The sequence below is a fragment of the Candidatus Competibacter phosphatis genome (genome assembly GCF_012939995.1).
GTDB classification, from domain to species: domain Bacteria; phylum Pseudomonadota; class Gammaproteobacteria; order Competibacterales; family Competibacteraceae; genus Competibacter; species Competibacter phosphatis.
On sequence record NZ_SPMZ01000018.1, the window covers coordinates 1 to 24,099 of the forward strand.

Annotated in this window: 24 protein-coding genes and 3 pseudogenes; 19 read left to right on the top strand and 8 right to left on the bottom strand. The window is 60.5% G+C overall.

Annotation, left to right across the window (positions count from 1 at the left end):
• The 6 genes from E4P82_RS06990 to E4P82_RS21475 all read left to right on the top strand — a co-directional run.
• On the top strand, positions 1-1,070 hold a 1,070-nt coding region (locus E4P82_RS06990; RefSeq protein ID WP_169248230.1), incomplete at its 5' end, for an aminopeptidase N C-terminal domain-containing protein.
• A 123-nt stretch (positions 1,071-1,193) separates the two neighbouring features.
• The gene (locus tag E4P82_RS06995; RefSeq protein WP_169248231.1) at positions 1,194-1,664 is read left to right on the top strand and encodes a phasin family protein; all 471 of its coding nucleotides are present in this window, start codon (positions 1,194-1,196) and stop codon (positions 1,662-1,664) included.
• Between the two features lie 168 nt (positions 1,665-1,832).
• On the top strand, positions 1,833-2,309 hold the full coding sequence (locus E4P82_RS23120) for a hypothetical protein (protein ID WP_312914332.1): 477 nt from the start codon (positions 1,833-1,835) through the stop codon (positions 2,307-2,309).
• Positions 2,207-3,646: a PHA/PHB synthase family protein gene (locus tag E4P82_RS07000; protein ID WP_312914345.1), complete on the top strand. Its 1,440-nt coding sequence runs from the start codon at positions 2,207-2,209 to the stop codon at positions 3,644-3,646. Before E4P82_RS23120 ends, E4P82_RS07000 begins: the two co-directional genes overlap by 103 nt.
• A 93-nt stretch (positions 3,647-3,739) precedes the next feature.
• Complete coding sequence (locus E4P82_RS07005) at positions 3,740-4,207, top strand: bacteriohemerythrin (RefSeq protein ID WP_169248232.1); 468 nt, start codon at positions 3,740-3,742, stop codon at positions 4,205-4,207.
• Positions 4,204-4,359, top strand: coding sequence for a hypothetical protein (locus E4P82_RS21475; protein ID WP_211203055.1), 156 nt, complete (start codon positions 4,204-4,206; stop codon positions 4,357-4,359). Before E4P82_RS07005 ends, E4P82_RS21475 begins: the two co-directional genes overlap by 4 nt.
• Here the strand turns inward: E4P82_RS21475 and E4P82_RS07010 are convergent.
• The 8 genes and pseudogenes from E4P82_RS07010 to E4P82_RS07045 form a co-directional block, all read right to left on the bottom strand.
• Positions 4,335-6,321 (bottom strand): annotated as a pseudogene (locus E4P82_RS07010) (acetyl-CoA carboxylase biotin carboxylase subunit). The gene E4P82_RS21475 and the pseudogene E4P82_RS07010 sit on opposite strands and share 25 nt — an antisense overlap.
• Positions 6,322-6,335: 14 nt before the next feature.
• Complete coding sequence (locus E4P82_RS07015; RefSeq protein WP_169248233.1) at positions 6,336-7,868, bottom strand: acyl-CoA carboxylase subunit beta; 1,533 nt, start codon at positions 7,866-7,868, stop codon at positions 6,336-6,338.
• A 330-nt stretch (positions 7,869-8,198) separates the two neighbouring features.
• The gene (locus E4P82_RS07020) at positions 8,199-8,957 is read right to left on the bottom strand and encodes a Nif3-like dinuclear metal center hexameric protein (protein ID WP_169248234.1); all 759 of its coding nucleotides are present in this window, start codon (positions 8,955-8,957) and stop codon (positions 8,199-8,201) included.
• Positions 8,958-8,961: 4 nt separating this feature from the next.
• Positions 8,962-10,065 (bottom strand): histidinol-phosphate transaminase, encoded by a 1,104-nt coding sequence (hisC, locus tag E4P82_RS07025; RefSeq protein WP_169248235.1) that lies wholly within the window; start codon positions 10,063-10,065, stop codon positions 8,962-8,964.
• A 76-nt stretch (positions 10,066-10,141) separates the two neighbouring features.
• Positions 10,142-11,095: an endonuclease/exonuclease/phosphatase family protein gene (locus E4P82_RS07030; RefSeq protein ID WP_169248236.1), complete on the bottom strand. Its 954-nt coding sequence runs from the start codon at positions 11,093-11,095 to the stop codon at positions 10,142-10,144.
• 100 nt (positions 11,096-11,195) lie between these two features.
• Positions 11,196-12,572 (bottom strand): ATP-binding protein, encoded by a 1,377-nt coding sequence (locus E4P82_RS07035; protein ID WP_169248237.1) that lies wholly within the window; start codon positions 12,570-12,572, stop codon positions 11,196-11,198.
• A 1-nt stretch (position 12,573) separates the two neighbouring features.
• Positions 12,574-13,257, bottom strand: coding sequence for a response regulator transcription factor (locus E4P82_RS07040; RefSeq protein WP_169248238.1), 684 nt, complete (start codon positions 13,255-13,257; stop codon positions 12,574-12,576).
• Between the two features lie 30 nt (positions 13,258-13,287).
• The gene (locus E4P82_RS07045; protein WP_169248239.1) at positions 13,288-13,596 is read right to left on the bottom strand and encodes a PepSY domain-containing protein; all 309 of its coding nucleotides are present in this window, start codon (positions 13,594-13,596) and stop codon (positions 13,288-13,290) included.
• Between the two features lie 224 nt (positions 13,597-13,820).
• Here E4P82_RS07045 and E4P82_RS07050 point away from each other — a divergent pair, with 224 nt between their 5' ends.
• The 13 genes and pseudogenes from E4P82_RS07050 (at position 13,821) to E4P82_RS07115 (ending at position 24,077) form a co-directional block, all read left to right on the top strand.
• The gene (locus E4P82_RS07050; protein ID WP_169248240.1) at positions 13,821-14,651 is read left to right on the top strand and encodes a hypothetical protein; all 831 of its coding nucleotides are present in this window, start codon (positions 13,821-13,823) and stop codon (positions 14,649-14,651) included.
• 159 nt (positions 14,652-14,810) lie between these two features.
• On the top strand, positions 14,811-16,034 hold the full coding sequence (locus E4P82_RS07055) for a YcjF family protein (protein ID WP_169248241.1): 1,224 nt from the start codon (positions 14,811-14,813) through the stop codon (positions 16,032-16,034).
• On the top strand, positions 16,031-17,575 hold the full coding sequence (locus E4P82_RS07060; RefSeq protein ID WP_169248242.1) for a GTPase family protein: 1,545 nt from the start codon (positions 16,031-16,033) through the stop codon (positions 17,573-17,575). The genes E4P82_RS07055 and E4P82_RS07060 overlap by 4 nt, the downstream gene beginning before the upstream one ends.
• Positions 17,576-17,582: 7 nt before the next feature.
• A complete protein-coding gene (locus tag E4P82_RS07065; protein WP_169248243.1) occupies positions 17,583-18,044 on the top strand; it encodes a lasso peptide biosynthesis B2 protein in 462 nt (153 codons plus the stop codon).
• A gap of 67 nt (positions 18,045-18,111) precedes the next feature.
• Entirely contained in the window at positions 18,112-18,549 is a 438-nt protein-coding gene (locus E4P82_RS07070; protein WP_169248244.1) for a DUF29 domain-containing protein, read from the top strand.
• 60 nt (positions 18,550-18,609) lie between these two features.
• A complete protein-coding gene (locus tag E4P82_RS07075) occupies positions 18,610-18,798 on the top strand; it encodes a type II toxin-antitoxin system HicA family toxin (RefSeq protein ID WP_312914347.1) in 189 nt (62 codons plus the stop codon).
• A gap of 329 nt (positions 18,799-19,127) precedes the next feature.
• Positions 19,128-19,486, top strand: a pseudogene (locus E4P82_RS21870) (class II glutamine amidotransferase domain-containing protein); the annotation flags it as partial.
• A gap of 183 nt (positions 19,487-19,669) precedes the next feature.
• Positions 19,670-20,974 carry an asparagine synthase C-terminal domain-containing protein gene (locus E4P82_RS07090; RefSeq protein WP_281383659.1) on the top strand — a complete coding sequence of 435 codons (1,305 nt, stop codon included), beginning with the start codon at positions 19,670-19,672 and terminating at the stop codon, positions 20,972-20,974.
• Between the two features lie 170 nt (positions 20,975-21,144).
• Positions 21,145-21,390 (top strand): tail fiber domain-containing protein, encoded by a 246-nt coding sequence (locus E4P82_RS07095; protein WP_169248249.1) that lies wholly within the window; start codon positions 21,145-21,147, stop codon positions 21,388-21,390.
• Positions 21,391-21,591: 201 nt separating this feature from the next.
• Positions 21,592-22,047, top strand: a pseudogene (locus E4P82_RS07100) (DUF29 domain-containing protein).
• Positions 22,048-22,103: 56 nt separating this feature from the next.
• On the top strand, positions 22,104-22,505 hold the full coding sequence (locus tag E4P82_RS07105) for a methyltransferase domain-containing protein (RefSeq protein ID WP_169248250.1): 402 nt from the start codon (positions 22,104-22,106) through the stop codon (positions 22,503-22,505).
• A gap of 46 nt (positions 22,506-22,551) precedes the next feature.
• Positions 22,552-23,223 carry a hypothetical protein gene (locus tag E4P82_RS07110; RefSeq protein ID WP_169248251.1) on the top strand — a complete coding sequence of 224 codons (672 nt, stop codon included), beginning with the start codon at positions 22,552-22,554 and terminating at the stop codon, positions 23,221-23,223.
• Complete coding sequence (locus E4P82_RS07115; RefSeq protein WP_169248252.1) at positions 23,223-24,077, top strand: hypothetical protein; 855 nt, start codon at positions 23,223-23,225, stop codon at positions 24,075-24,077. Before E4P82_RS07110 ends, E4P82_RS07115 begins: the two co-directional genes overlap by 1 nt.
• The last annotated feature ends 22 nt before the right edge of the window (positions 24,078-24,099 follow it).

The window sequence follows — 24,099 nt, forward strand, 5'->3', positions numbered from 1 at the left end:
GGTTCGAAAATGTCCCGGCGCGGCCCGTACCCTCATTGTTGCGCGGTTTTTCCGCCCCGGTCCGGTTGAACAGCGCCGAGAGCGACGCGGACCTGCGGTTCCGCTTGGCCCGCGATAGCGATGATTTCAACCGCTGGGATGCTGGCCAAACGCTGGCGGTGCGCACCATCCTGGCCCTGGTCGAGGATCGCCGCCAAGGGCGGAACTGGACGTTGCCCGAATCGTTCGGCGCCGCTTTTGGCCAAGCGCTGGAGTCTGGGGCCGATCCGGCGCTGTTGGCTCAGGTGTTGACCCTGCCCGGCGAAACCTATCTGGCCGAACAGATGGAGGAGGTGGATGTGGACGGCATTCATGCCGCCCGAGTCTTCGTCCAGCGGACACTGGCGCAACGGTTACGTGAAACCTTGTTGGCGACTTATGAGACCTTGCACGCCGACGAGCGGGACGGCTACCGCGCCGAGGCCGCCGCCATCGGCCGGCGGGCGCTCAAGAACATCTGCCTGGATTATCTGACGCGGCTCGATGACGCCAGCCTGCGCGATCTGTGCCTCAAACAGTTTCACGAGGCCGGCAACATGACCGATCAGCTCGGTGCCTTGGCCGCGCTCGCCAACCACGATGGCCCGGAGCGGGCCGCGGCCTTGGCGGCTTTTTACGAGCGTTGGCGGCGCGAGGCCTTGGTGGTGGACAAATGGCTGGCATTGCAGGCGACCTCCTGGTTGCCCGGTACCTTGGATGTGGTCAAGGCCTTGATGGCGCACGAGGCGTTCAACCTCAGGAACCCCAACAAGGTCCGCGCCTTGATCGGCGCGTTCTGCCAGGCGAACCCCGTGCATTTTCACGCCCGCGACGGCAGTGGCTATACTTTCCTGGCCGACCAGGTCTTGGCTTTGAACGCATTCAATCCCCAGATTGCAGCGCGGTTGATCGTCGCGTTCACTCGTTGGCGTAAATTCGATCCGATCCGCCAGCGGGAGATGCGGGATCGGTTGGAACGGATCCTGGCGGCGCCAGGGCTATCGCCGGACGTCTACGAGATTGCCGCCAAGAGTTTGGGGCGGCAAGAATGACAGATCCTGGATGATTTGCTGCATTGCAAAATTCCGTTTGACTTCCGGGATTGCGCGATGCAGAATAAGCCCACTGATGTTGCAGTGCACAAATCACAGATTCCCATTGAGGAGAAAACGTCGATGTCCACCAATAATCCCTTCAACCCCTTCGCCAACATGGATTTCAGCAAGTTCGATTTCAGCAAGTTCGATGTGAGCAAGATGCTGGGCGACGTCAAGATTCCCGGTTTCGACATGAGCGCTATGATGGATGCCCAGCGCAAGAACATCGAAGCGCTGACCGCCGCCAATCAGGCTGCGGTGCAGGGTATGCAGGCGGTGGCGCAGCGCCAAGCCGAAATTCTCAGCCAGGCCATGAACGAAGTGTCCTCCGTCGCCCAGCAACTGGCCAGCGCGGGCAGCAACCCTCAGGAAATGACCACCAAGCAGGCCGAATTGGCTCGTAAGGCGTTCGAGCAAGCGCTGGCCAACATGCGCGAACTGGCCGAGATGGTCAGCAAGTCCAACACCGAGGCGTTCGCCATCATCAACAAGCGCGTCACCGAAAGCCTGCAGGAGCTGAAGGGCCTGGTGTCCGCCCCTACCAAGTAAGGCAAGACTACTAGCGTTTCCATGCGGGTGGGCAGGCCATGCGGAGTTTCCGCGATGGTCTGTCCGCTCGTTATTTTTAGGCCGTCGCTGATGACGTTGGATAATAAGCGTGGCTAAAATAAACAGACGTTGTCCAGCGAACCACCATAACGATGAGAGGAATCACGCATGGCTGAGCAGAAAACCCCAGAACTCAAGATGCCGGAAATCAAGATGCCCGATCCGGCGCAGATGGCCCAGCTTTTCTCGCATGTGGCCGAGAAGAGCCAGGTGATCGTCAAGGAATTCCTGAACCGCCAGAAGGACAGTGGCGCGCTTGACATGCAGGACAAGATGGCTCTCGGCAAGTCCTTCATGGAGATGACCCAAAAGATCATGGCCGACCCGGCCAAGCTGGCCAAGGCGCAGATGGCGTTGTGGCAGAATTATATGGAGCTGTGGCAGAAGACCCTGCCGGCGATGTTTGGCCAGCCAATGGAAGCGTGGTGCGCGAGCAGAAGGGCGACAAGCGCTTCAAGCACGACGACTGGCAGGACAATGTCTTGTTCTCCTACATCAAGCAGTCCTACCTGCTGGCCGCCGGCTGGATTCAGGACATGGTCGCCGACGTCGAGGGCTTCGACGACAAGACCAAGAAGAAGCTGATGTTCTACACCCGACAGTTCATCGATGCCATGGCGCCCAGCAACTTCGCGCTGACCAATCCGGAAGTGGTGCGTGCCACCATCGAATCCGGCGGCGAGAACCTGATCAACGGCCTGAAGAACATGCTCGGGGATCTTGAGCGCGGCAAGGGCAAGCTCAGCATCCGCATGACCGACCTCGATGCGTTCGAGCTCGGCAAGAATGTCGCCACCACGCCTGGCAAGGTCATCTATCAGAATGAGATGATCCAGTTGCTGCAGTACGATCCCAGTACGCCGGATGTGTTCAAGAAGCCGCTGCTGATTTTCCCGCCGTGGATCAACAAGTTCTACATCATGGATCTGCGGCCGAAGAATTCCCTGATCAAATGGGCGGTGGATCAGGGGTTCACGGTGTTTTTGATGTCCTGGATCAACCCGGACGAGAAGATGGCCGACAAGGCCTTCGACGACTATCTCAAGGACGGGCCGCTGGCGGCGCTGGACGCCATCGAACAGGCCACTGGCGAGCACGAGGTCAATGCGCTGGGTTACTGCCTGGGCGGTACCCTGCTGGCGGTCACCAACGCCTATCTGGCGGCGAAGGGCGATCCGCGCATCAGCTCCGGCACCCACCTGACCACCATGCTGGATTTCTCCCAGCCAGGTGAGTTGGAGGTGTTCATCGAGGAAGAGCAGATCTCCTCGTTGGAGAAGCGGATGGAGCAGCGCGGCTTTCTCGACGGCAGCGAGATGGCGACCACCTTCAGCATGTTGCGCGCCAACGATCTGATCTGGTCGTTCTTCATCAACAATTACCTGCTTGGCAAGGACCCGTTCCCGTTCGATTTGCTGTACTGGAACTCGGATTCGACCCGCATGCCGGCGCGGATGCACAGTTTCTACCTGCGCAACATGTACCAGCACAACCGGCTCAAGGATCCGGGCGGCATCACCTTGCTGGATACGCCCATCGATCTGACCAAAGTCAAGGTTCCGACCTACTTCCTGTCGGCGATCGAGGACCATATTTCCCCCTGGAAGTCCAATTACGCCGGTACCCTGTTGTTCAACGGACCAGTGAAGTTCGTGCTGAGCGGCTCTGGACACATTGCCGGCCCGATCAATCCGCCGGCGGCCAACAAGTACTTCTTCTGGACCAACCCCAAGCAGGTGGCCGATCCGGATGAGTGGCTGAAGGACGCCAAGCAGACCGAAGGTTCCTGGTGGCCGGATTGGTGCAAGTGGTTGAGCAAGAACTCGGGCGAAAAGATACCCGCCCGCGTGCCTGGTACCGGCAAGCTGCCGGTCATCGAGGATGCGCCGGGTTCCTACGTCAAGATGCGTTTGGTGAAATAATCCCGCCGTTCATTTGCTGAACCCTTCGAACGGCCACCGCGATAGCGGTGGCCGTTTTTATGTTTTATGGCGATGGCAGAGGCGCTGGAACCCATGAGCACATTCATCGAGTGGTCCAACGAACTCAGCGTGGGTATCGAGGAGATCGATGCCCAGCACAAGGTGCTGGTGGACTTGCTGAATCAGACGCACGAGGCGATCCAGCAGCGGTACACCGCGCAGGTGACCAACGACATCATCGATCAACTGGGCGAGTACACTCGGGTACATTTTGCCGTTGAAGAGAGTTTGATGCGGATCCTGCATTATCCCGATTACGAAAGACACAAGGAGGAGCACGAGAAATTGATCGAGCAGTTGAACGAGCTGCGCGCGAAACTGGGCGCGGGGAAGGGCTCGATCAGTTTCGAACTGGCGCATTTCCTGAAAGGTTGGCTGACCAGGCACATCATGGAAACCGATAAACGCTATACCAGCCACTTTTTGGCCCAAGGCATCCGGCCCGAGTTGTCGCAGGGTTCCTGGACGAAACGGTTCTGGCGCTCGCTGCGGAGTCCTTGAGCGCGGGCGAGGTCTGGTTTTTTGATGCCGCGAAAACCAAAAACCGGTTGCACATCCAGTGCAACCGGTTTTTTTCAATGCCGCGAAGGTGCGCGACCGCCTTTGATCAGGTCGGCCGCGCGGCCGATCATTCGAACTCGATGATGGCCTGATCGACGGCCAGACTGTCGCCGGGCGCCGCCAAAATCTTGGCGACCTTGGCGTCGTTATCGGCGCGTAGCACGTTCTCCATCTTCATCGCCTCGATGACCGCCAATTCCTCGCCGGCCTTGACCTCCTGGCCAAGCTGGACGCTGAGTTTGGTCAGCAGACCGGGCATCGGCGACAGCAGGAACTTGGAGAGATCCGGCGGCGCCTTGACGGGCATCAGCGCTTGCAGTTCGGCCACCATGGGCGATAGCACCATCACATCGGCCTGCGAACCCCAGTGGAACAGCCGATAGATCATGTCGCGACGCTCGACCTGGATGCAGATCTCGGTGCCGTTCAGGGTGCCTTTGAACAGCGGATAACCGAACTGCCATTCGCTGCGCACCTGATAGCTTTCGCCCATGTACTCCACATCGTAGCCACCTTCGGCGGGATCAATGTGCACCGGGTGTTGTTTGCCGCCCATCAGCACGACCCAGTCGTTTTTTGACGACCCGCTCATGCCCCAACAATTGGCCGCTGATCTCGGCGGCGCGATCCAGGTAGCGACGATGTAGGAAGGCAGCGACCGAGATCAGCAGCGCCGGATCGTCGTGCGGCACGTCGGTGGCATGGAAGCCGTTCGGATACTCCTCGGCGATCATGTTGGTGCTGATCCGCCCGGTCATGAACCGGGTATGCACCATCAATGCCGCCAGGAAGCTGATGTTGTGCGCCACCCCGCGAATGAAAAACTCGTTGAGGGCGTCGCGCATGTGGGCGATAGCGCGATCACGGGTCGATCCGTAGGTGATCAGCTTGGCGATCATCGGATCGTAGTACATCGACACTTCGCTGCCTTCGTAAATGCCGGTGTCCACCCGCACCACCTCGTTCTCCTGGGGCGGCATGTACTTGACCAAGCGACCGATGGAGGGCAGGAAGTTGCGGAACGGGTCTTCGGCATAGACGCGGGCTTCGATTGCCCAACCCTTGAGCTTGACCTCTTCCTGGGTGAAGCCCAACGGTTCGCCGGCGGCCACGCGGATCATCTGCTCGACCAGATCCAGCCCGGTGATGTATTCGGTGACCGGATGTTCGACCTGCAAGCGGGTGTTCATCTCCAGGAAGTAGAAGTTGCGCTTGGAATCGACGATGAACTCGACGGTGCCCGCGGATTGATAATCGACCGCTCGGGACAGCGCCACGGCTTGTTCGCCCATCGCCCGGCGGGTTTTCTCATCCAAGAACGGCGAGGGCGCTTCCTCGATCACCTTCTGGTGGCGACGTTGCAAAGAGCATTCACGCTCGCCTAGAAAAACGATGTTACCGAAGCTGTCGCCCAGCACCTGGATTTCGATGTGGCGCGGCTCTTCGATATATTTCTCGATAAAGATCCGATCGTCACCGAAGGAAGAGCGGGCTTCGTTCGTGGTGCGTTCAAAGCCGTCGGCGCAATCGGCATCGTTCCAGGCGATGCGCATCCCCTTGCCGCCGCCGCCGGCGCTGGCCTTCATCATCACCGGATAGCCGATGTTCCGCGCGATCTCCAAGGCATGCTCGGTGTCCTTGATCACATCGGTGTGGCCGGGCACGGTGTTGACCCCGGCTTCCTTGGCCAAGATTTTGGAAGTGATCTTGTCGCCCATGGCCTCGATGGCACGCACTTTCGGGCCGATGAACGCAATGCCTTCCTTCTCCAACGCCTCGCAGAAAGCCGAGCGTTCGGACAGAAATCCATAGCCCGGATGGACGGCATCCGCGCCGGTGTCCTTGCAGGCCTGGAGAATACGCTCCATGACCAGATAGCTTTGGGCAGTGGGCGGTGGGCCGATCAAGACCGCTTCGTCGGCCATTTCCACATGCAGCGCGTCCTTGTCCGCCTCGGAATAGACGGCTACGGTCTTGATGCCCATCTTGCGGGCGGTTTTGATCACACGGCAGGCGATTTCGCCGCGGTTGGCAATCAGAATTTTCTTGAACATGTGTCGCTTCTCCCTCACAGCGGAATGTTGCCGTGCTTGCGCCACGGATTTTCGAGTTCCTTGTCCCGCAGCATCGCCAGCGAGCGGCAAATGCGCTTGCGGGTACCGTGCGGCATGATCACGTCATCGATGAAACCGCGATGGCCGGCGATGAACGGATTGGCGAATTTCTTGCGATATTCCTCGGTGCGGGCCTCGATCTTGGCCGGATCGCCGATGTCCTGACGGAAAATGATTTCGACCGCGCCCTTGGGACCCATGACCGCGATTTCGGCGGTCGGCCAAGCGAAGTTGACGTCGCCGCGCAGATGCTTGGAGCTCATGACGTCGTAGGCGCCGCCATAAGCCTTGCGGGTGATGACGGTGACCTTGGGCACGGTGCATTCGGCGTAGGCGTAGAGCAGCTTGGCGCCGTGTTTGATGATGCCGCCGTATTCCTGCGCGGTGCCGGGCATGAAGCCGGGCACATCGACGAAGGTGATGATCGGAATGTTGAAGGCATCGCAGAAGCGTACGAAGCGAGCCGCCTTGATCGAGGACTTGATGTCCAGGCAACCGGCCAGCACCATCGGTTGGTTGGCGACGATACCCACCGGCCAGCCGTCCATCCGCGCCAGGCCGACGATGATGTTCTTGGCGTTATCCGGCTGGATTTCGAAGAAATCCACATCGTCCACGACTTTCAGGATCAGTTCCTTCATGTCGTAGGGTTTGTTGGGATTGTCGGGAATCAGTGTGTCCAGCGAGTAGTCGATCCGGTTCGCCGGGTCCGGCGTGGGTCGGAAGGGGGGTTTTTCCCGGTTATTGGCCGGCAGGTAGTTGATGAAACGGCGCAGCATCAACAGCGCGTGAATGTCATTTTCGAAGGCTCGGTCGCACACGCCCGACTTGATCGAATGCGACATGGCGCCACCCAATTCCTCGGCGGTGACTTCCTCATGGGTGACGGTCTTGACGACTTCGGGACCGGTCACGAACATATAAGAAGTGTCCTTGACCATGAAGATGAAGTCGGTCATGGCGGGCGAATACACCGCGCCGCCGGCGCAGGGACCCATGATCAGGGAAATCTGCGGGATGACCCCGGAGGCCATGACGTTGCGCTGGAACACGTTGGCATAACCGGCCAGCGAGTCCACGCCTTCCTGGATACGGGCGCCGCCAGAGTCGTTCAGGCCGATGACCGGTGCGCCGACCTTGATGGCGTGATCCATGATCTTGCAGATTTTCTCGGCATGGGGTTCCGACAGCGAACCGCCGAACACGGTGAAATCCTGGCTGAACACGAAGACGATGCGGCCATTGACCGTGCCATAGCCGGTTACGACCCCATCGCCGGGAATCGAGGTGTCGGCCATGCCGAAGTCGGTGCAGCGATGCTCGACGAACATATCCCATTCTTCGAAGCTGCCCGGATCGAGCAGGACTTCAATGCGCTCGCGGGCACTGAGTTTGCCCCGTTTATGTTGCGCATCGATGCGGCGCTGGCCCCCACCCATGCGGGCCCCGGCGCGTTTTTGTTCTAATTGGTGAATAATGTCATGCATGAACGCTCTCTCCTTACTGATATCGGACGTCGCGGTGGAACTGGCGACGACGGGAGCTTAAAGGCTCGCCAAAAATTAGGGGGCGGGCCGGATGAAAACCGGGTAGTGTTTCGGAAATCGATAGCCAAGGCGTTAATGTTGTTCGTTTTTTGGACGGATTCGCGGCAAGCGAAGCCGCTGGCCGCCAGTATAAGCTTCGCCAATTATAATAAGGTTTTTAGCGATTCCGCGCTATGCGCGCGGCCCTAATTTTAACGGACGCCCGCGAACCGCCCTCGCTTCATGGTCGGGGACAGGGATCGTCGAGGAAAACCATGGTGGGGCCGGCGTTCAAACCGGGTTGTCGATATCGATGAACGCGAATCGCAGGTCAAATGCTTGCGCCAGGTGCGTGCCCAGGGCCTGTACCCCGTAACGCTCGGTGGCGTGGTGGCCGGCGGCAAAGAAGTGCAGACCGGTTTCGCGGGCGAAATGGACGGTCTGTTCCGACGCTTCGCCAGTCAGGAAGGCATCCGCGCCCGCCGCGTGGGCGGTGGCGATGAAGGATTGCGCGCCGCCGGTGCACCAGGCCAGTTGGCGGATTGGCGCGTCGCCGCCCGCAATGTGCAGGGGTGGCCGACCGAGCCGGGTGGCCAAGTGGGCGGCGAAAGCCGCGCCGCCGATCGGCGCGGCCGGCTCGCCCAGCATCACTAGGCCGGGCGTGCGGCCGTCGTCGCCGATGGTGCCGGTGACGGTCAGATCCAGCACTCGGGCAAGTTGGGCGTTGTTGCCGAGTTCCGGGTGGGCGTCCAATGGCAGATGATAGGCAAGCAGGCCGATCTCATGGCGGAGCAGGGTGGCGAGTCGTCGGTATTTCATGCCGGTCAGGCACGGATCTTCGCCCTTCCAGAAATAGCCGTGATGCACCAGCACAGCATCCGCCCCTTGTTCCAGCGCCGCCTCCAGTAGCGCCTGGCAGGCGGTGACGCCGCCGACCAGCGTGCGGATCTCCGCCCGGCCTTCGACCTGCAAACCGTTTGGGCAGTAGTCGCTGAAGCGGTCGATGGCCAGCAGGCGGTTGGTGTAGGCGACCAGTTCGCGCAGTTGCACGAGTTCAGCCCTCCGCCAGGATTTCGGCGAGCGCGGCGAGCAACGCGGCGTTCTGGTCGGGGTGGCCGACCGTGATGCGCAAAAATTGCTCGATGCGCGGCTGGCGGAAATGCCGCACGATCACATGGCGTTCGCGCAAGGCGGCGGCCAGTGCGGCGGCATTGCGCGCCGGGTGGCGGGCGAACACGAAATTTGCCGCCGAGGGCAGTACCTCGAAACCGAGTTGCTCCAGCGCCGCGACCAGTTCGACGCGGCTGGCGATCACCGCCCGCCGGGTGTGCTCGAAGTGTTCGCGATCCTCGAACGCGGCGACTGCTCCGGCGATGGCCAGCCGGTCCAGCGGATAGGAGTTGAAGCTGTTCTTGACCCGCTCCAGGGCTTCGATCAACCCCGTATGGCCGACCGCCAGCCCCACCCGCAACCCGGCCAACGAGCGCGCCTTGGATAAGGTCTGCACCACCAACAGATTTGGGTAGCGATCCACCAGGGCGATGGCGGTGTCGCCGCCAAAGTCGATGTAGGCTTCGTCCACCACCACCACCGAATCGCGGTTGCGTTCCAGCAGCCACGCGATGTCGGCCAGCGGCAGCAGACGCCCGGTCGGCGCGTTCGGATTGGCGAAGATGATGCCGCCGTTCGGCCGCGCGTAATCGGCGACTTGCAGCGTGAAGTCCTCGGCCAGCGGCACGGTGACGAAATCGATGCCGTACAGCCCGCAGTAGACTGGATAAAAGCTGTAGGTGATATCCGGGAACAACAGCGGCGCCGGATGGTGAAGCAGGGCCTGGAAAGCAAGGGCCAGCACTTCGTCCGAACCGTTGCCGACGAACACCTGCGACGGCGCGACGGCGTGGTAGTCGGCGATGGCCTGTTTCAATCGTTCGGCGTTCGGGTCCGGGTACAGGCGCAGGGCGTCGGACAGTTCGGCGCGGATCGCGTCCAGCACCTTGGGCGACGGGCCGTAGGGGTTTTCGTTGGTGTTGAGCTTGACCAGGTGGCTCAGCTTCGGTTGCTCTCCCGGTACATAGGGCGTGAGCCGGTGCACCACGGGACTCCAGTAAGCATTGGGCGGGCGGGTGGACGCGGGGTCGGCGGTCTCGACAGTCATGGCGGATTGGCTTCGATCGATGGGTGGGGTGAGAGACATAGGCAGCCGATCGGCGTCCGATCCGCGCGCGGTGCGCTCAAGCATCCAGGTTCACGCACACCGGGAGCCGCGCCAGCACCGGATCGTGATCGCTGGCTGGTTCTGGTTTGCCGGGGCCGGCGTCGCTGTTGACGTGGGGGATATGCGCCGCCGCTCCGAGTCGCAGCGCCGGGCTGACCAGAATATGATCCAGCGCCTGTGGCCGACCGCCGTGCCGACGGGTATAGCCTTGTCCGCGCGGCAGATCCTCCAGCAGATTATGGAACAGATCGCCCTTGAGGATTTTCAGGGTCTTGGAACCCGGCACGTCGTTCAGGTCGCCGAGCACCACGATCGCCGCGCGCGGGTCGCAAGCCAGCAGATCGGCGGCGAAATAATAGACGATTTCGGCTTGGGCGTGTCGCTGCTTCTTGGCGTAATCCTCCTCGCGGCGGGTGAGCGAGCGCATGGACTTGAAATGGCAGACGATGACGAACAGCCGTTGTCCGCGTAGCTCGAACTCCGCCGCCAGCGTCTTGCGGCTGGGCGCCCAGTGATGGGGGCCATCGCCGGCAAAGGCCGGATGCAGGGGAGCGATACGGCCGGGGTTGAGCGTCAGGCTGGGGCGACCGCCGTTGAGGCGAATACCGGTGCTGTCCTCCGGGCCGGCGCGGCCCCGATCGGGAAAACCGACCCGCAGCGGATCGAAGAGCAGCCCGACCCGAATATTGGCGCCGGCCATGCCGCCATCCCGGTGGAGCAGCGGCGGGACCTCCCGAAACTCGTAGCGAGGACCGCCGGCATCGACGACGGCGGCGCTCAGCGCCTGATAGGCCAAGTCGGCCGGAACCTGTCCATCCGGCATCGGTGGGGTTTCCGCCATGATTTCCTGCACCGCCAGAATATCCGGTCCACCCAGATCGCGGGCGGCGATCGCGCCCAGTTTTGCCAGCCGAGCCGGCGGCGCGTCGGCGCCCAGATTGCACAGGTTGAAAGTGGCGATGGATAGCATGGCGATTCCCTGATTATTTGTAGTTGTTTCCAGAAAGATGAGCGCGAAACCGGAGTGGCATGGGTCACGCAGTGACCGGATTGTACTCTCTTATGATCCCTTAGCCGTTGACCTGGAAACGCAGCCGTGCCCGCACCAGCGCCCCGCCGAGCGAGCCACGGCTGATATCGAGTTGACCGTAATAGACTTCCTCGACCAGAACCCGTACCACCGCCAGGCCGATGCCGTGTCCCGCCACGCTCGGATCGGCACGCCGGCCGCGGTCGAGCAACAGCGGCGCCTGGTCGGGTGGAATACCGGGTCCATCGTCCTCGACCTCCACCACCAGTTCGGCGTGCTCGCCGCGGTCGGCGGGGTAGGCACGCACCACCACCCGCTGTCGGCACCATTTGCAGGCGTTGTCGGCCAGGTTGCCGAGGATTTCCATCAAGTCGCCCTCGTCGCCATAGAATACCGTGGTCCTTCCGACTTCGCTGCTCAGCCGCGGCGCTCGGTCGGCGTAGACCTTGGCCAGCGAGTCCAGGATCTTGCGGGCGACCGGCGCGACCGGCAACGGTGTGCTCAGGGCGATGCGCCCGGAGGCGGCGGCCCGCTGCAACTGGTAGTCCACCGTGCGGTTCATCCGCTCCAACTGCTCTTGCAGGGTCCGTCGCAGCTCGGCGTGGCTCGTCCCATTGTCCAGGGCGCCACGCATCACCGCCAGCGGCGTCTTCAGGCTATGGGCCAGATCGCCCAAGGCATTGCGGTAGCGCTCCAAGTGGGCATGGCCCTGGCGCAGCAGGGCATTCAGATTGACGGTCAGCGGTTGCAGTTCCTCGGGATAGTCGCCGCTGAGTTCGGCGCGTCGGCCGGCTTCGATCTCGGTGACTTCGGCGGCGACCCGCCGCAATGGTTTCAGGCTCCACCGCAGGATCAGGCCCTGAGCCGCCAGCAGCACGCCGGTCGCCGCCAGCAGCCAGCCCCACAGACTGCGGCGGAAGCTCCAGAGCTGGTCGAGGAAATTCCACTGGGTTTCGGCCACCCGAAAGGTATAAAGCCGGTACTGGTTGGCGGCGATTTCCCAACTGACGGTGAAGGCCAGCACGAACAGCGGGGTCTTGGTCTCGTCGGAAGAGATCAGTGGCGCGAACTGGGTGTCGCCGGGCGTGCGCACCGCCGGAAAAAAGGGCAGCGCCATGCCCAGCAGCGACGGCGAGCGCCAGACCAGGTTGCCCTGATTGTCCATGGCATCGGCGTACAGGCCGGAATCCGGGGTGGAAAAGCGCGCCTCCGGCAAGGCTTGGGGCAGGGCCAGGCGATTGAAGGCGTCCAGATTGGCCGCGCCCAGTAGCATGTAGACTTGCGCTTGCAGGCGTTCGCGGGCGGCGGCCAGGGCGCTATCGCGGAACGCCCGATCCAGGGTCAGGCCGGTCAGGCCGAGGAAGGCGGCCAGCACTACGCTGGCGGCGATGCGCAGGCGGCCGCTGAGGGACCTCATCTCAGCCGGAAGACCGTTCCAGGGCGAATCGGTAGCCGCGACCGCGCAGCGTCTCGATCGGGTTGAGCGTCCGATCCGGGTCGAGCTTGCGACGCAGCCGGCCGACCAGCACTTCCAGCACGTTGCTGTCGCGGTCCTCGTCTTCCTGGTAGAGATGTTCGGTCAGTGTGGTCTTGGAAATGACCATGCCGGCATGCAGCATCAGGTACTCCAGCAGTTTGTATTCGTAGGCGGTGACTTCCACCGGTTGGCCGGCGAGCGTTACCAGTTGCGCGCCAGTGTCCAGGGTGATGGAACCGCAGCTCAACAGCGACTGAGTCCAGCCACCGGTGCGGCGGATCAGTGCCCGCAACCGTGCCAATAACTCTTCCATGTGAAACGGCTTGACCAGATAATCGTCGGCGCCGGCCTCTAGTCCTTCGACCTTGTCCTGCCAGCGGCCGCGGGCGGTGAGGATCAGGATGGGGAAGCGTCGCCCCGCGGCCCGCCAGCGGCTGATCACTTCGATCCCCGACAGATCCGGCAAGCCGAGATCCACCACCGCCGCGTCCAGCGGGTATTCCTGGCCGAGGTACAAACCGGTGCGGCCGTCGGCGGCGGTGTCCACGGCGTAGCCCTGCTCGCGTAACTGGGCGGTCACGCGTTCCAGCAACGGTGCTTCGTCTTCGATGATCAGAATACGCATGGGGTGATCCGTTCGGTCGAGGGAGAAAGTTCAGTCGCGCATCGTGCCGCTGGCGGCGTCGAAATGCAGACTGCGCACGCGGCCGTCCGGTTGCAGGATGCGAACGCGATAACCTGGCCGGCCATCGCGTTCGGAGCCCTGCACGCCCAACACCCGCCCGCCGGTGGCCTGACGCGCGGCGTTGGCGGCGCGGTCGGGATCGGCGAACTGGCGGGGCGGCGGACCGCGCTCATCCCCCTGTTGTCGGTACCCGGACTGCGCCTGCGCACCGGTGACGGCCAGCACGCCGGTTAACACGAGGAGCGGCAGGCATCGCGGTTGTTGGAGATGGTCGGGCATGAAAGGGCAACTTCCCTATAAGGGGTTTAAATTAGCTTACAGCTTAATCGGTTAATAATGAATCGGGACTGAATTCCGAGCCGTTTTGTTGAGGGCGGTGGCGATGGAAAATCGCTAAAATGTTCAGTAGGGATTCAGCCATCGCCACTTAGGCTGGATCGCATGACGAGAATGGCGGGGTTTGGAAACCGCGGATCGATGACAACCCATCGGGAGCAGGTTCGATGAAGATGAAATGGCAAACAGGGCTGATGGCAATATGGGTGCTGCTGGTTCCGACACTGGCGGGGGCACAGCGGTTCGATAGCGGCAAGGTGGAGGTGGAGGTGGTCAATGATGGTGGCCGACCCTATCCGCAGTATCCGCTCGATGGGCGGCGGGGATCGAGCGTGTTCAAGGCGTATGTGGAGGCGGTGCGCGACCAGAAATATTCGGTCCGGATTCGTAATCGCGGCAACCAGCGCATCGGCGTGGTGATTGCCGTGGATGGCCGCAACATCATTTCCGGCGACCGTTCCAATCTGCGCCCGGACGAGCGGATGTATGTGCTCGGGCCGCACCAGCAAGAGACCTATGAAGGCTGGCGGACTGGCAAGAACCGGGTCAACCGTTTTTATTTCACCGACGCCGGCGATTCCTACTCCGGCGCCTGGGGCGATTATTCGGCGATGGGCGTGATCGCGGTGGCGGCGTTTCGAGAGCGTGCGCCCGACAGGCCGCAGCCGTGGGCTCAGGAGGGTCCGGGTTACAGCGACCAGCGCGGGTTGCGGGAGAAGTCCGCGCCCATCGGCGCCGCGCCTGGAGCGCGGGCGGAACCGGGCACCGGCTACGGCGAGAGCGAATGGTCGCCGTCGCGGCGGGTGGAATTCGAGCCATTGCCACAGCCGTTCGCTCAGTATTTCCTGAAGTACACTTGGCGCGATACGCTGTGCCGTAAGGGGGTGATCGATTGCGATGGCGGGCGCCGTCCGCCGCGCAACCGCTTTTGGAAGGAGGACGACGATGACTACGCGCCGCCGCCCCCACGCGACGACCGTGGCGAGGAGTGGCGGTAACCATCCGCGATCGCGTTCCGGCACCGGCTGAACCCGCGCCCTCCTTGGCGACAAGGGGGGCGTTTTTTTGCATGCGGATTGAACGTCGTGGCCGGGATGGCGACACTTGAAGACTTCGTGCGATGATCGAAGCGGTTGGTTGACCGAAAGGTTTGGCGAATGGCGTTGCACTCGAACTGGCCCGACTACTGGCGCCGCCTGCGCGCTGCCTTGTTGCATCCTCGCGTCGATGATGAGGCGTTGGACGTAGCCTTGCGCGAGGCACGGGCGCGGCAGCCGTTGCCGGTGCTGTGGCTGATCGGCAAGACCCAGGCCGGCAAGACCTCGATCGTCCGCGCCCTGACTGGCAGCGAAAACGCCGAAATCGGCAACGGTTTCCAACCTTGCACCCGTACCGCCCGTTTCTACGATTTTCCCGCCGAAGCGCCGGTGGTGCGCTTTCTCGATACCCGTGGCCTGGGCGAAGTCGCCTACGATCCAGGCGAGGACATTCACTACTGCGAGTCGCAAGCCCATCTGCTGCTCGGGGTGATGAAAGCGACCGATATTCGTCAGGATGCGGTGTTCGAGGTCCTGCGTCAGGTTCGCAAGCGGCATCCCGAATGGCCGGTGCTCATTGCCCAGACCGGCTTGCATGAAGCCTATCCACCCGATGGTGAACACCTTTCTCCCTATCCCTACGACCGGCAATCGTGGCCACCGCAAGCGCCCCACGATCTGACTCGCGCCCTGCGCGCCCAGCGTGACCGCTTGGGCAAGCTGTCCGGCGCGGCGCCGGTACGTTGGGTTCCGGTCGATCTGACCCTGCCCGAGGACGGTTACCAACCGGCGAACTACGGCCTGGAGGCGTTGTGGAGCGCCATCGAAACAGTATCGACCTTGGGTCTGCAAGCAATGCTGCGAGGCGATGCCGGTGTCCGCGATCTCTACGAACGCGCCGCCCATCCTCATATCGTCGGTCATGCGTTGACGGCGGCCGGTGTCGGTGCGCTGCCGCTGGTGGATCTGGTCGGGGTGCCGGCGGTGCAGGCCAAACTGCTACACGGCCTGGGTCGGCTGTACGGGCAGGATTGGAACGGACGGGCGGTGTCCGAATTTCTCGGCCTGCTCGGCGCCGGCATCGGGGCCGGCTACCTGGCGCGCACGGCGGGTCGGGAACTGATCAAGTTCGTGCCTTGGTGGGGACAGACGGTCGGTGCGATGTGGGGCGCGACCACCAGCGGCGCGACCACTTACGCGCTCGGCAAGGCGGCCGGTTATTACTTCGCCCACCGTGGGCGAGGCGGTCCGCTGGACGCGGAGGCGTTGCGCCGAATCTATGCCGAAGCGCTGGTGGCGAGTTCGAGCTTGTTGAAGCCGCCACCGGGGAAAGACCGGTCGTGAAAGCACTGTTCGATCGGTTCGACCGCTTGCGTCTGTTCGCCTTGCTGTTGTGGGCGTTGCCGTTCGCGGCGCTGTTGCCGCTCGGGGCCTTCTGGCTCTGGCAGGCGAGATATCTGTCTTGGTGGCTGGCGGCGATGATCGCGTGCAGCGCGGCCGGCTACGGGTTGCAACATTGGCTGTTGCGTCGGGATCGCCGCCTGCTGGCCGAGACGGCGACCGCTCCCGATCCGCATTGGTCACCTAAGGCGGAGGACGCTTGGGCCACGGTCGAACGATTGGCGGAAGCGGCGCGGCCGGAAGATTGGCCACTGAACGACGGCGGCCGGTTGTGGACGCTGGGCCGGAACACACTGGACGCCGTGGCCCGTTGCCACCACCCGGAACAGGAGCGGCCGCTGCTGGAACTGACCGTGCCGCATACCTTGCTGATCATCGAGCGGGCCAGCCGCGATCTGCGCGCGGCCGTCACCGACCACATTCCGCTGAGCCATCGGTTGACCGTCGGCGATCTGCTCCGCGCCTGGCGTTGGAAGGATGCCACCGAACGGCTGGTGACGATCTATCGGGCTGGCCGATTGGTGGTCAATCCGATGGACGCCCTGTTGAGCGAGGCGTGGGGGCATTTGCGCGGTCAGGCGTATGGTCAGGCGTGGACGGAAACCCAGCGTTGGTTGTTGCGGGAATATGTGCGCAAGGTCGGCTATTACGCGATTGAGTTGTATAGCGGGCGCTTGAACTTGGCCGACGACGAACCGGTCGCCAAAGCCACACCGGCTTCATCCACCGATATGGCGCGGGCCGCTGCGGCAACCGCCGGCACCAGCGAGCCGTTGCGCATCGTGGTGCTGGGTCGCGCCAATGTAGGCAAGTCCAGCTTGATTAACGCCTTGTTCGGCCGACTGGCCGCCGCCACCGATGTGTTGCCGGACACCACGATGGGATTGACGCCCTATCGGCTGGAGCGGGAAGAGATGACCGCCGCCTTGATCTTCGATACGCCCGGTTGTGATACGAATTTGTTGAGCGAAAAGACGTTGCGGGAAGCGGCCATGACGACCGACCTGATACTTTGGGTCTGTGCCGCCCATCGCCCCGACCGGCAACTGGATCGGCTGCGTCTGGATGCGCTGCGCGACGGGTTCGCCGAACGCCCGGATCGCCGGCCGCCGCCCGTGCTGATCGTGGTCAGCCACATCGATCGGTTGCGCCCCCCGCGCGAGTGGCAACCACCTTACGATCTGCTGAATCCCCAGGGCAGCAAGGCGATGAACATTCGTGCGGCGGTGGAGGCGGTGGCGGGGGATTTGGCGGTTCCGGTGGCGACCGTCATTCCCGTCTGTCTGGCTGAAAATCGGACCTACAACGTGGACGATGCGTTGTGGGCGGCGCTGCTCGACCAGCAGGATGAAGCGATCAAGGGGCGGTTTCTGCGCTGTCTGAACCAGCGGATACGGGAAGAAAACTGGGTATTGTTGCGTCGGCAATTGGCGAATGCCGGGCGGTGGTTGCTGAAGTTGCCGGGCGGGCGGCGAATTGAGTGAGGACGCGATGCGTAGTGGGTTATTGCGACTGTGGCGGCATGGATCGATCGTCTGGCGACTCTCCTGGAAGGAGCGCGGTTTGTTGTTGCAAGCGTGGTGGATGCTACATGGCGTTGCCTTGGCGTTGCGTTGGGCGAGCTTTCGACGCGTGTACGGTTTTCTGGGGTGCCGGGTCGGGACAACCCCTCCGATCGTTGGCGACGAAATGCAGCTTGCGGATCGAGCTTATGCTCTGACCCGTTTGGTACAGGGCGCGGCGGCGTGGAGCCTGCACCATCCCACTTGCTTGCATCGCTCGCTAACGCTGTGGTGGTTGCTGGGGCGGCAGGGCATCGCCAGCGAGTTGCGGATCGGGGTGCGCAAGGAGCAGGGGCAGTTTGAGGCGCATGCTTGGGTGGAGTACAAGGGCGTGGCGTTGAATGATGGATTGGATGTGAGTTCGCGCTTTGCGACTTTCCAGAGTTTTTGACCGCTTGCATGGAATCTGTAACTCAATTGATTTACCATCAAAAAAATAAAGTTAGGAGAGCGCCGCGATGACAACCGCTGTTCACCACGACCAGGATTTCTACTCTTGGGCCATGCAGACCGCGCAACTAGTGCGGGAAGGTCGGCTGGCGGAAATCGATTGCGAGTACGTCGCCGAGGAACTGGAAGACATGGGAGCGGCCAAAGAACGAGAGTTGGAGAGTCGCTTGGGTGTGTTGATGGCGCATTTGCTGAAGTGGATTTTTCAGCCGGAACGGCGCGGCAATAGCTGGATCGCCTCCATCAAGGAGCAACGGCAGAAGATCGTTCGTTTGTTACGAAAAAATCCGGGTCTGAAATCTTGCTTGGATGAGGCATTTGTGAATGGTTATTCGGATGCGCGCTTGATTGCTGTCCGAGAAACGAATTTACCGGAGCGGACCTTTCCGGAAAACACGCCATTCGTGCTAGGACAGGTTTTGGATGATGCGTATTGGCCGGAGTAGGAACAGCGGTGAATTTCCTGATGGGCTTCCAGAGGATTGAGGAGCACAATGCCCAATAAGATGAGGCAGCTCAAAGGAATGTTACTAAAAGCGGGGTGCAGGTGCGATGCGGCAAGAGGGAGCCATACGAAGTGGTCTCATCCAAAAATCGCGGATAAGCTGATCCTGTCGGGTAAAGATGGCGATGACGCAAAACCCTATCAAGAAGATGCTGTCCTGCGATACCTTATTGAAATTTCGGAGGAATAATGAAAGACCATTACAGTATTTTGATTCAGTGGTCTGAAGATGATCAGAGTTACGTGGCGTCTCTTCCGGAATTTGGGTCGTATGCGCTCACCCATGGGGCAACCTACGAAGAAGCATTGCGGAACGCGAGGGAAGCTCTGGATCTTTTGATTGAAGATACCTCGCCACTGCCCAGCCCTCGGACCTTCCATAGAGCTGTCACACAAGTTGCCTAGCAATCTTGGGTGTTTCGACAGATAGATCAATGAATTATGAGCGGCATTGCGGGCATCATCCATTTTGACGGCAAACCCGTCGAACCGGGGCTGATCGAGAAGATGACCGGCGCCATGGCCCATCGTGGGCCGGATGGTATCAATCACTGGGTTAAGGGATCAGTGGCGCTCGGGCAGTGCATGTTGCGCACCACGCCGGAGTCGCTGGAAGAACACCAGCCGCTGACCAACGAGGACGAGAGTCTGGTGCTGGTCATGGATGGGCGGGTGGACGATTGGGAGGAATTGCGAGAGGAGTTGCTGGGGCGGGGTGTGATACTGCGGAATCGCGCGGATGCTGAACTGGTGCTCAGAGCCTACGAGATTTGGGGGCGCGATTGTCTGGCTCATATCGACGGCGATTATGCTTGGTGATTTGGGATGTGCGGCGACGAGAAGCATTTTGCGCACGGGACCGGATGGGTAACAAGCTGTTCAATTATCACTGGAGTGGCAAGACCTTTGTCTTTGCCTCGGAGCTGCATACGATTCTGGAGCTGCCTTGGGTATCTGAAATTCTCAATGAAGGAATGCTCGCGGAGTTCTTAGCGAACGAATGGTATTCCCGGGACGAAACGTTTTGGTGGGGGATAATGCGGTTGGTGGCGGCGCATCGGATGGTAGCCGATGCGAATGGCCTACGTCCTGAGCAGTATTGGAAACCTGATCTTTGGACAACATTGCCGTATTCAAAAGACGAAGAATACATTGAGCACTATGGCGAGCTGTTTACCGACGTTGTCCGGCGGATGTCCCGATCTTTCCAGCCCCTAGCTTGCGAAGTGAGTGGTGGGCTGGATTCTTCCGCGATTTTTGCCATGATGGAGCATCTACGCCGACAACAAAAACTTTTGGCGCCCGGCTTGGAAGGCTACACTTTGGCTTTCACCGACGACTTAGATGCCAATGAATTGGACTACGCTAGGGCAATGGGCGACTATCTGGGTATTGAAATCCACGAAGTTGCGCCATCTAAAATGTCGCTTTCTTGGTATCGGGAATGGGCGCGCTGTTACCGCGAGTTTCCCTCATATCCCAATGGCGTCATGGGGTTGGAGATCAGGAAGCAAGCAGGGAATCAGGGCAGTCGGGCGTTGCTGGTAGGAGTAGGTGGTGATCAGTGGCTCTGCGGGAGCCGCAGATATTATGCGAAAGTTCTGACTGCAAGCGAGTGGAAGACCTTCTTTGTTTGCCTGGAGGCGGATTGTCGCGATATGGGTCTTGGCAGGAGCTTGTGGTGGGTATTTCGCCATGGGTGCTACCCCCTTCTACCAGATAGCGTCAGACAGCTCCTGCGCAAGATTATCATCGGTAATAGAAGTGGTGGAGTTGACAGGCTTGCTTGGCTGACGCCGCCCATGAGACGGGTGATTCGTCAAAGGCGTGATCAGTATACTCGCTCAAATATTGGGAGAAAAAGAGGGATTGAGAAGGGTGAACAGGAGCTAGCGTTCTTGGATACCTACTTGACGCACGCTCTCGAACTTGAGGAACGCATGGCTGCGAGTATGGGTATCGAATTGCGCCGCCCCTTTTTCGATTTAAACTTGGTTCAGTTCGCCTATAGGACACCTGAACATTTGAAGTTACGGGGACGCATTGATAAATACCTGCACAGAAAAGCAATGATGGGGCTGCTTCCACAAACCTTATTATTGCGCGAAACTAAAGCGGAATTTTCGATAACATTCAGATGGTACTTGTCTGAACTCAAGGATGTGTTGACTCAAGATACAAGCTTTAGGACGTGGGATTGGGTGGATCCCGATAAGGTGGCGGAGCTGCATAACCTTGGGGATCATTTGCTGCATTCAAATATGCCTGCAAGGATGCTGTGGACCCTGTTTGGATGTAAGGCGCTCGATTCAGAACCCGGACGTGATCCATCAAGGTATACCGTTTCAAACCTCATGCTTAATTAAACGAGAGAGGAATTAAGTAATGGCAGAAATAGCGACGAAAAAAAGAAACTCCCCAAGGCAAACCGCTCCCAGAGAAGCGGCTGTACCGACAGCCCGCCTTACAGATGTTTGGCAAGCTGCACCTTATGACCCAGGGAACGAATGGGCATGGGGAGGATGGGGCTTTGGGTATGACCAAGCACTCTGATCGGCTAACTAAAGAAAACATCGTTCGCATCGGTATCCATCCGCTCGGCATCGGTCTCTACCTGTTTGACTACAAGCCGGAATTCCGTGATGCCTGGGGTCATGGCCGCCAATTCGGCGTAATGGCGGATGAGATCGAAAAGGTCATGCCCGAGGCTGTATCCGTGCATCTGGACGGCTATAAGATGGTCAACTACGCCATGCTGGGGATTAGCCGGAGCCTTCACTAAGCCAGATGCCTGGACGGAGTGCAGCAGAGTCCGGGTGATCGGAAGCAGAACCCCCTCTGTCTACCGTGCTTCATGTGCCGCTGCAGGTTGTCCACGTTCCATCGTTATGGACGTGGCGGTGTTGATCTTGTATCGGAGAAACTACGTGGTGGGCGGAAGTGATTTATTCACGGTCATGCTGAACCAGTCCCCTCTCCTTGGGTGATTTCGAGGTTGCTTGCATGCCTGCATATCATTACAAAACTGACTTTTTTCGCATGGACTCAGGAGCAATCCGCCCTGATCCGGGCCAAGAGATGGTCGGAGATTGATGTCGAGCACCTGGCGGAAGAGGTCGAGGATATGAGGAAAAGCGAGAGGAGATCCTTGGAAAGCCGCTTGGAAATCTTGCTGATGCATTTGCTGAAATGGCAGGTGCAGAAAGACCGGCGTTCCAATAGTTGGTGAAGAACCATCAAAGACCAACACAGAAGGCTGGAGAAGCTTTTAAGTGAGAACCCAAGTCTAAAGGCGGAGTTGCTTGAGTTTGTCGAGGATGTCTATCCGTCCGCGATAGTCGCCGCAGCCAACGAAACTGGCTTGGATGATGAAAATTTTCCCGCCAACTGCCCTTATTCCGTCGAGCAAATCCTCGATGCCGATTACCTGCCCGAGTGATCCGGTGTCGCTCGTTCTCCCGTTTCCACGCTCAAGAAACCAAAGAATAATGCATCGTGCTAGACGAACATCTGGGCTATGTCGCTGACCGCACCCGACTCGAACGATTCCAGACCGCCATCGCCAGGGTCATTAGGCCGGGGGACTGTGTCGCCGACCTGGGCTGTGGCTCTGGTATCCTGGGCTTGTTGTGCCTGCAGGCCGGCGCCGACCGGATGTACGGCATCGACTCGACCATCATGATTGAGGTGGCGCGGGAGACCTTCTCGCGCGTCGGCTGGGCCGAACGGACGACCTTCATCCGGGGACATTCTCATCGCATCGAACTCCCTGAACGGGTTGATATGGTGATCTGCGACCACGTTGGCTACTTTGGTTTCGATTACGGTATCGTGCATACGCTCCAGGATGCACGGCGGCGCTTTCTCAAACCAGGGGGGGACGTTGATCCCCACTAGGATTCATCTCCAACTCACTGCGGTGGAATCGGAGATCTGTCATGGCTTGGCTGAAGGATGGTGGGGAGAAGGCGTACCCGCTGAATTTCACTGGTTACGCCAATACGCCGTCAATACCAAGCATGCGGTCAATCTGCTGCCCGAAGCTGTGTTAGGTACGCCCGCCGAGTTGGGCGAGATTGATTTACGTGCTGACCACCCGGATTTCTTCTCATGGACAGCAGCATTGCCCATCGAACGTGATGGGGTGATGCATGGCTTGGCCGGCTGGTTCAATTGCGAATTGGCCGAAGGAGTGTGGATGAGCAATTCGCCGCTGGCGGAGCGGCGAATCAACCGCCCGCAAGCTTTTTTGCCTATTGATGAGGCGGTTACGGTGCGAGCAGGCGACTCGATTAAAGCTAGGATCATGGTTCGACCAGATGATAGCCTGATCGCCTGGACCGTGGAGTTTCCCGCATCCGGTCGGCGCTTCAATCACTCTACTTGGCAAGGAATGCTCCTGGCACCGGAGGACCTGATGCGATCCCGCCCGGAGCGTGTGCCGCGGTTAAGCCGGGAAGGCGAAGCACGGATCACGGTACTGGGTTATTGCGACGGCCAACGCACCGCTCGGGAGATCGAACAGGCGGTGTTGCGCGACCATCCGAATCTGTTACCTTCTCCGGAGGAAATCTCCCGCTTCATGACGCAAGTGCTGGGTCGGGATACCGAGTAGTGATCGATTTCAGCGTGCTGGCCGCACGGGCGCAGGCCCCCGTGGCGATCGAACCCTTCCACACCTGGACTTTCCCCGATGGCACGCTGTGGACGGCGTTTTATCGCGCGAACGACGGCTATCTACTGCGCTTTCCTGATTTGGCGGATTTTCAGGTCTCGGCGGACGCGCTCCACGTCACCAGCTTCCCCGTGCCGGAGGTTTCGGACGCTACGGTACGGCATCTCTATCTCAACCAAGTCTTGCCGCTGGTCCTGAGCAAACAGGGCAAGCTGGTATTTCACGCCAGTGCCGTGGAAGTGGCGGGCGGTGCGATTGCCTTCGCCGCCGAATCGGGGTATGGCAAATCCACGCTGGCGGCAAGCTTCGCGGTCAGCGGATTTCGCTTCCTGACCGATGACGGTCTGGTGGTGGAACCGACGGCCGACGGCCATCGGATCTTACCCAGCCATCCGTCCATCCGCTTGTGGGAAGATAGCGAGGCGGCGCTCATCGCTCCGGGCGTCAGAACCGCGCCCGCCCTGCCGTTTACCCCCAAGTCACGCTTTCTGGCCGGAGACGAAATCCGCTTTTGCGACCAGCCCCGGCCCTTGCGCCGCGTGTATTTTCTGGGCAACGGCAAAGTCGCGACGTTGGCGTTTCAGCGTCTGAGCGCGGCCGAAGCCCTGGTGGAATGGGTAAAGCACTCCTTCCTGCTCGATGTGGAAGAAAAGCCTCGGCTCGCCTCCCATTTCGACCAAGTGGCCAAACTGGCGAACCAGCCGATTCATTACCGCCTCGATTACCCGAGACGGTTCGAGGAGTTGGCATGGGTCCGGGCGGCCATCGTGGAGCAAGCCCGATCCGAGGGGTAAAGACGAAGGATTTTGTTTAGGA

Excerpts from the sequence above, each read along its gene's own strand:
- E4P82_RS07095 (WP_169248249.1), top strand. The coding sequence starts at position 21,145 with ATGACCAAGCACTCTGATCGGCTAACTAAAGAAAACATCGTTCGCATC.
- E4P82_RS07045 (WP_169248239.1), bottom strand. The coding sequence starts at position 13,596 with ATGCCCGACCATCTCCAACAACCGCGATGCCTGCCGCTCCTCGTGTTA.
- E4P82_RS07070 (WP_169248244.1), top strand. The coding sequence starts at position 18,112 with ATGACAACCGCTGTTCACCACGACCAGGATTTCTACTCTTGGGCCATG.
- E4P82_RS07090 (WP_281383659.1), top strand. The coding sequence starts at position 19,670 with ATGGTAGCCGATGCGAATGGCCTACGTCCTGAGCAGTATTGGAAACCT.
- E4P82_RS07065 (WP_169248243.1), top strand. The coding sequence starts at position 17,583 with ATGCGTAGTGGGTTATTGCGACTGTGGCGGCATGGATCGATCGTCTGG.
- E4P82_RS23120 (WP_312914332.1), top strand. The coding sequence starts at position 1,833 with ATGGCTGAGCAGAAAACCCCAGAACTCAAGATGCCGGAAATCAAGATG.
- E4P82_RS07005 (WP_169248232.1), top strand. The coding sequence starts at position 3,740 with ATGAGCACATTCATCGAGTGGTCCAACGAACTCAGCGTGGGTATCGAG.
- E4P82_RS07040 (WP_169248238.1), bottom strand. The coding sequence starts at position 13,257 with ATGCGTATTCTGATCATCGAAGACGAAGCACCGTTGCTGGAACGCGTG.
- hisC (WP_169248235.1), bottom strand. The coding sequence starts at position 10,065 with ATGACTGTCGAGACCGCCGACCCCGCGTCCACCCGCCCGCCCAATGCT.
- E4P82_RS06995 (WP_169248231.1), top strand. The coding sequence starts at position 1,194 with ATGTCCACCAATAATCCCTTCAACCCCTTCGCCAACATGGATTTCAGC.
- E4P82_RS07075 (WP_312914347.1), top strand. The coding sequence starts at position 18,610 with ATGAGGCAGCTCAAAGGAATGTTACTAAAAGCGGGGTGCAGGTGCGAT.
- E4P82_RS07015 (WP_169248233.1), bottom strand. The coding sequence starts at position 7,868 with ATGCATGACATTATTCACCAATTAGAACAAAAACGCGCCGGGGCCCGC.
- E4P82_RS07050 (WP_169248240.1), top strand. The coding sequence starts at position 13,821 with ATGAAGATGAAATGGCAAACAGGGCTGATGGCAATATGGGTGCTGCTG.
- E4P82_RS07035 (WP_169248237.1), bottom strand. The coding sequence starts at position 12,572 with ATGAGGTCCCTCAGCGGCCGCCTGCGCATCGCCGCCAGCGTAGTGCTG.
- E4P82_RS07055 (WP_169248241.1), top strand. The coding sequence starts at position 14,811 with ATGGCGTTGCACTCGAACTGGCCCGACTACTGGCGCCGCCTGCGCGCT.
- E4P82_RS07030 (WP_169248236.1), bottom strand. The coding sequence starts at position 11,095 with ATGCTATCCATCGCCACTTTCAACCTGTGCAATCTGGGCGCCGACGCG.